Source organism: Microbacterium sp. H6 (assembly GCF_003314775.1).
GTDB lineage: Bacteria > Actinomycetota > Actinomycetes > Actinomycetales > Microbacteriaceae > Microbacterium > Microbacterium oxydans.
In genome coordinates, this window is the sequence record NZ_QOAY01000119.1 from 1 (window position 1) to 788 (window position 788).

2 protein-coding genes are annotated in these 788 nt (G+C 68.5%); both read right to left on the minus strand.

Annotation, left to right across the window (positions count from 1 at the left end; genetic code table 11):
• Nucleotides 1-158, minus strand: a 158-nt coding sequence (locus DSP71_RS24600) for a putative immunity protein (RefSeq protein ID WP_396652048.1), incomplete at its 3' end; no start/stop codon positions are given.
• A gap of 5 nt (nt 159-163) precedes the next feature.
• Nucleotides 164-622 carry a DUF6194 family protein gene (locus DSP71_RS07985; protein ID WP_113680810.1) on the minus strand — a complete coding sequence of 153 codons (459 nt, stop codon included), beginning with the start codon at nt 620-622 and terminating at the stop codon, nt 164-166.
• Between the last annotated feature and the right edge of the window lie 166 nt (nt 623-788).

Sequence of the window (788 nt, forward strand, 5' to 3'; positions counted from 1 at the left end):
CGCGTCCTGGCGATGGCATCGCGCGCACGGTCGTCGTCCGGGGCCTCGGTCTCGAACAGCGGCAGCACGCGCTCGGCGCAGTCGGCCGCCCACACCGCGACGATCCGACGGTCGGTCTCGGTCATGCCCTGAAGAGTCATGCCCTGCGGAGTCGACATGGGGTTCACCTCGTCCGTCGTCCGGTGCGAGCGCGCGCGGCCTCGTGCGCCTCGCGGAGAAGGGCGAGCACGGCACCCTCCGTCGCCGCTGCGGGGTTGATCACGCACACCCAGCCGGCGGTGCCGTACAACGGGTGAGGCCGGAAGACGTCGACCGCCGTCGGGTCGGTGTCGCCGCCCGTGAGAGACCCCGCCGCGATGATCGACTCCGCGCGCTCGCGTCCGACGTGGATGTTCACCCGGAAGCGCCCTGGAGCGTCCAGCGCGGAGGACGTGTCGTCGGGATAGTCCTTCGTGATGATCGTCCCGTACGGCTGCGTGCGCTCCGGCATCCGGCCGTCGGGCGCGTGGTAGAAGTATGCGTCTCCCCATGACAGTTCGGGGAAGTCGCTGCCTGCCTCCGGGGCGACGACGAGCACGCCGTCGAACGAGCGGACCTCTTCGATGATCTCCTGCATTTCCATCCTTCAATGCTGAGGCTGATGTGCTTATGTGGGCTCAAGGGCCGGAAAGACAAGGAGGCACGTGCAGAACCCTCAAGAGCAGGTGATGACCACTGCGGCGCTCGGACGGCTGGTCGGCTACTCGACGCAGCAGGTGCGCGACCTCGAGCGACTCGGTGTGCTCCCC